Origin of the sequence: Pseudonocardia sp. (genome assembly GCF_025965585.1) — a bacterium.
GTDB lineage: Bacteria > Actinomycetota > Actinomycetes > Mycobacteriales > Pseudonocardiaceae > Pseudonocardia.
This window is the reverse complement of the sequence record NZ_JAOPWR010000201.1, coordinates 1-3663: the sequence shown is the minus strand read 5'-3', so window position 1 is coordinate 3663 and position 3663 is coordinate 1. Positions and strand designations below refer to the sequence as shown.

At 75.4% G+C, this 3663-nt stretch carries 5 protein-coding genes; 4 read left to right on the top strand and 1 reads right to left on the bottom strand.

What is annotated here, in order from left to right; all coding sequences use genetic code 11:
* On the bottom strand, positions 1-802 hold an 802-nt coding region (locus JWR81_RS12895; protein ID WP_297650961.1), incomplete at its 3' end, for a hypothetical protein.
* Positions 803-985: 183 nt separating this feature from the next.
* Here JWR81_RS12895 and JWR81_RS12890 point away from each other — a divergent pair.
* The 4 genes from JWR81_RS12890 to JWR81_RS34350 all read left to right on the top strand — a co-directional run.
* Positions 986-1444 (top strand): DUF5709 domain-containing protein, encoded by a 459-nt coding sequence (locus tag JWR81_RS12890; RefSeq protein ID WP_297650959.1) that lies wholly within the window; start codon positions 986-988, stop codon positions 1442-1444.
* A 6-nt stretch (positions 1445-1450) separates the two neighbouring features.
* Entirely contained in the window at positions 1451-1852 is a 402-nt protein-coding gene (locus tag JWR81_RS12885) for a molybdopterin-binding protein (protein ID WP_297650957.1), read from the top strand.
* A gap of 41 nt (positions 1853-1893) precedes the next feature.
* Complete coding sequence (locus JWR81_RS12880) at positions 1894-3429, top strand: mucoidy inhibitor MuiA family protein (protein WP_297650955.1); 1536 nt, start codon at positions 1894-1896, stop codon at positions 3427-3429.
* Between the two features lie 59 nt (positions 3430-3488).
* The coding region (locus JWR81_RS34350) for a YqaE/Pmp3 family membrane protein (RefSeq protein WP_367278786.1) at positions 3489-3663 on the top strand (175 nt) is incomplete at its 3' end.

The window sequence follows — 3663 nt, the reverse complement described above, 5'->3', positions numbered from 1 at the left end:
CGTCGGCGTCGGCACGGTCGCGGGCCTGGGCCTCCGCGCGTTCGGCGTCGGCGAGCTCGCGGTCGCGGTCGGCCCGCTCCCGCTCGGCGCGTTCCCGCTCGGCCCGCTCCCGTTCGACCCGTTCGCGTTCGACCCGTTCGCGTTCGGCCTGCTCACGGGCGGCCCCGGCCGTCGTGTCGTCCTCGTTCCGGTCCTGGTCGTTCCGGTCCTGGCCGTCCCCGGGCTGGTCGGCCCCCCGCTCGTCGACGTCGGCGGCGACCGGCTCCGGTACGGGGATCAGCGGCCGCGGCCGCATCGGGACCGTGCCCGGCTCGGTGGGGGGCCCGAACCCGCTGTAGCTGACGGTGCGCGTGAGCCTGCCCGCCCGCACCTCCTCCGCGACGCCGGGATCGGCGAGCGCCGCCTCGAGGATGCCCGCGACGTCGCGCAGCACCGCCTCGCCCGCGGAGTCCCCGGCCTGTGACGCGAGCCGGCCCGCCTCCCGCGCCATGGCCGCCACCAGACGGTTGCGCTGTGCCGAGAGCGCGCGGAGCGTGGCCCCGTCGAGCGTGCGCTGGGCGTCGGCGAGGTCACCGGCGAGGGCCAGCAGGCCGTCGAGCTGCTCAGCGCGGTGGCGGGCGAGCAGGTTGGCCAGCCACGCGGCCTTCGTCGGGCGCCGCAGCCTGCCGATCGCCCGGACCAGGTCGCGGTCGCCCCGCTCGCGCGCCTGCGCCACGGCGTCGTCCCTGGCGGGCACGAAGTCGTCGGGGCGCGTGGCGTAGAGCCGGTCGGCGATCGCGTCGAGCGTCTCGCTGCTGTCCACACGGCGAGGGTAGAGCCAAAGATCCTCCGGAACGGGACGATCTGGCTACTGTGAAGTACGTACGGATCGACGGTGCCCCCGGACCGTCGTCCGTGCATCCGGCGGCCGCATCTCCCACCCCCTCGTGATGCGGCCGCCGGAACCCCGCACCGGCCCCGAACAGCGGCGTGCCAGGCTGATCGCATGAGCGCAGAGGGCACGGACGCAGCGGGGGACCGCGACAGCGGCGACGACTACGACGGCTCCGCCCAGCTGGAGCCCGAGGACACCCTCGAGGACCGCGGCGTCAGCGACGTCCTCGACGAGGGCTACTCGCCCGCCGAGCGCCCGTGGGCCGTCGACGACTACGGCACCACCGCCCGCGAGGAGGCCGAGGGCGAGGACCTCGACCACCGGCTCGCCCGCGAGGTGCCCGACATCGGGTCCGACGACGAGGGCGACGGGCTGGGTGACGAGAGCGACACCGCCGGCGAGCTGCGCGATGACGAGGTCGGCGACGCACGGGCCGGCCGGCTGGTGGCGTCCGACGACGGCGGCGTCTCCGACACCGACGACGAGCTGTGGGCCTCCGACATCGGCGTCGACGGCGCCGGGGCGTCGTCGGAGGAGGCGGCGGTGCACGTCGTCCCCGAGGAGGACTGAGTAGCCATGCCGCAGTTCAGGATCTCCGAGGCAGCCGGTCTCCTCGGTGTCAGTGACGACACGGTCCGGCGCTGGGTCGAGGCCGACAAGCTGCCCGTGGCGCGCGACGCGTCGAACCGCCGGGTGATCGACGGGGCCGCGCTGGCCGCCTTCGCGCGTACCCACGCCACCGCGGCGCCCGATCCCTCGGACGTGCAGCGCTCGGCGCGCAACCGGATGGTCGGGCTGGTGACGTCCGTGGTCGCCGACCGTGTGATGGCGCAGGTGGAGATCCAGTGCGGCCCCCACCGCGTGGTGTCGCTGATGAGCACCGAGGCGGCCAACGACCTGGGCCTGCAGCCCGGCGTGCTGGCCGTCGCCGTGATCAAGTCCACCAACGTCGTCATCGAGACCCCTGCCCACGGCTGAACCGGCGCCGCGCGGGGGCCCCCGCCGGTAGGTTCGCCGCCATGGAGCTGCAGGCGCCGATCGTCGCCGTCACCGTGCATCCCGAGCGCGCCCGCATCACCCGGCGCGGCCGGGTGGCACTCCCGTCCGGCACCACCGAGCTCGTGGTGGCCGGGCTGCCCCTGTCGGTGCTGGACGACTCGGTGCGCGTCGCCGGCCGTTCCGCGTCCCCCGTGCGCGTCACCGGTGTCGACGTCGCCCGCCGCGACCTCGTCGACGCCCCCGACGACCGGGTCCGGGCCGCCGAGGACGCCGTGCGGGACGCCGAGCGCGAGCTGGCCGCCGTCGAGGGCATCGACACCGGCGACGTCGCCCGTGAGCGGCTCCTGCAGCGGCTCGCCCTGCGCTCCGGCGACCGGCTGGCCGCGGCACTGGCCGACGGCAGCGCCGGCACGGCCCGGGTGTCCGAGGTCGGCGGCGCGGTGGCGGCGCAGCTCGTCGAGGTCGCGGCGAACCGCCGGGCCACCGCCGAGCGCCGTACCGACGCCCAGCTCGCGGTGGACGCCGCCCGCGCGGAGCTCGACCGGGTCCGCTTCTCCGGCCGGCAGCGGCGCGACGCCGTCATCGGGGTGGAGGCGGACGCGGACGTCGAGCTGGAGCTGGAGCTGACCTACGTCGTGGAGGGTGCGAGCTGGTCGCCGGCCTATGACGCCCGCCTGACCGACGACGAGACCGTCGAGCTCACCTGGTTCGGCATGGTCGCCCAGTCCACCGGGGAGGACTGGCCCGAGTGCGAGCTGACGCTCTCCACTGCTCGCCCCGCGGTGTCGACCACCGTGCCCGAGCTGGACCCGTGGTGGGTGGACGTCCGGCCGCCCGCGATGCCGATGGCGGCGATGGCCGCAGTGGCCCGGGAAGGCGGTGCGGTGCGGCGCGCGAAGGCGGAGTCGGTGCGTGCGGTCGAGGCGATCGCCGTCGACACCACGCTGTCGGCGTCGTGGCGGCTGGCCCGGCCCACCGCCGTCCCCGGGGACGGCACGCCGCACCGCACCACCGTGGCCACCCTCAAGCTGCCCGCCCGCCTCGACCACGTCACCGCCCCGGCGGTGAGCCTCGACGCCCACCTGCGTGCCACGGTGACCAACACCGGTGGGCAGGCCCTGCTCGCCGGGCCGGTGTCGACGTTCCTCGGCGACGCGTTCGTCGGCACCACGGCGATCGAGCAGACCGCGCCCGGCGCGGAGATCGAGCTGGCCCTGGGCGTCGACGACCGGGTCGGCGTCGATCGCGAGCTCGCCGGGCGCACGGCCCACAAGGCCCGCTTCGGCTCCACCCGCGGTGCCGTCGAGCGCTGGACGATCACCGTGACCAACGGCCGCACCACCCCGGCGCGGGTCACGGTCCGCGACCGCCTGCCGGTGTCGCGCAACGCCGAGGTCAAGGTCGTCGACGTCGCGCTCACCCCCGAGCCCGCCGACCGCGACGAGCTCGGCCGCGTCGAGTGGGTGGCGCGGCTCGAGCCGGGTGCGTGCTGGACCGCGGAGGTCCGGTTCGGGGTCGAGCACCCGAAGGACACGCCTGTCACGGGCTGGAGCTAGGCGGGTGCGTGCCGCCAGCACTCGGCTTCGGCCGGCTGGCGGAGCCGTAGAGTTCCGGTATGAAGCTCCTGGAGATCGTGATCGCGTTCCTGCTTCCGCCGTTGGCCGTGGCGTTGAAGGAGGGGCTCGACCACAAGCTCAGGAAGGTCCTCATCGCACTCGTCCTGCAGCTGGTCGCGCACATCCCCGGCGTCATCTACGCCCTGTGGGTCATCACCCGCGAACCGACCCGCG

Excerpts from the sequence above, each read along its gene's own strand:
- JWR81_RS12890 (WP_297650959.1), top strand. The coding sequence starts at position 986 with ATGAGCGCAGAGGGCACGGACGCAGCGGGGGACCGCGACAGCGGCGAC.
- JWR81_RS12885 (WP_297650957.1), top strand. The coding sequence starts at position 1,451 with ATGCCGCAGTTCAGGATCTCCGAGGCAGCCGGTCTCCTCGGTGTCAGT.
- JWR81_RS12880 (WP_297650955.1), top strand. The coding sequence starts at position 1,894 with ATGGAGCTGCAGGCGCCGATCGTCGCCGTCACCGTGCATCCCGAGCGC.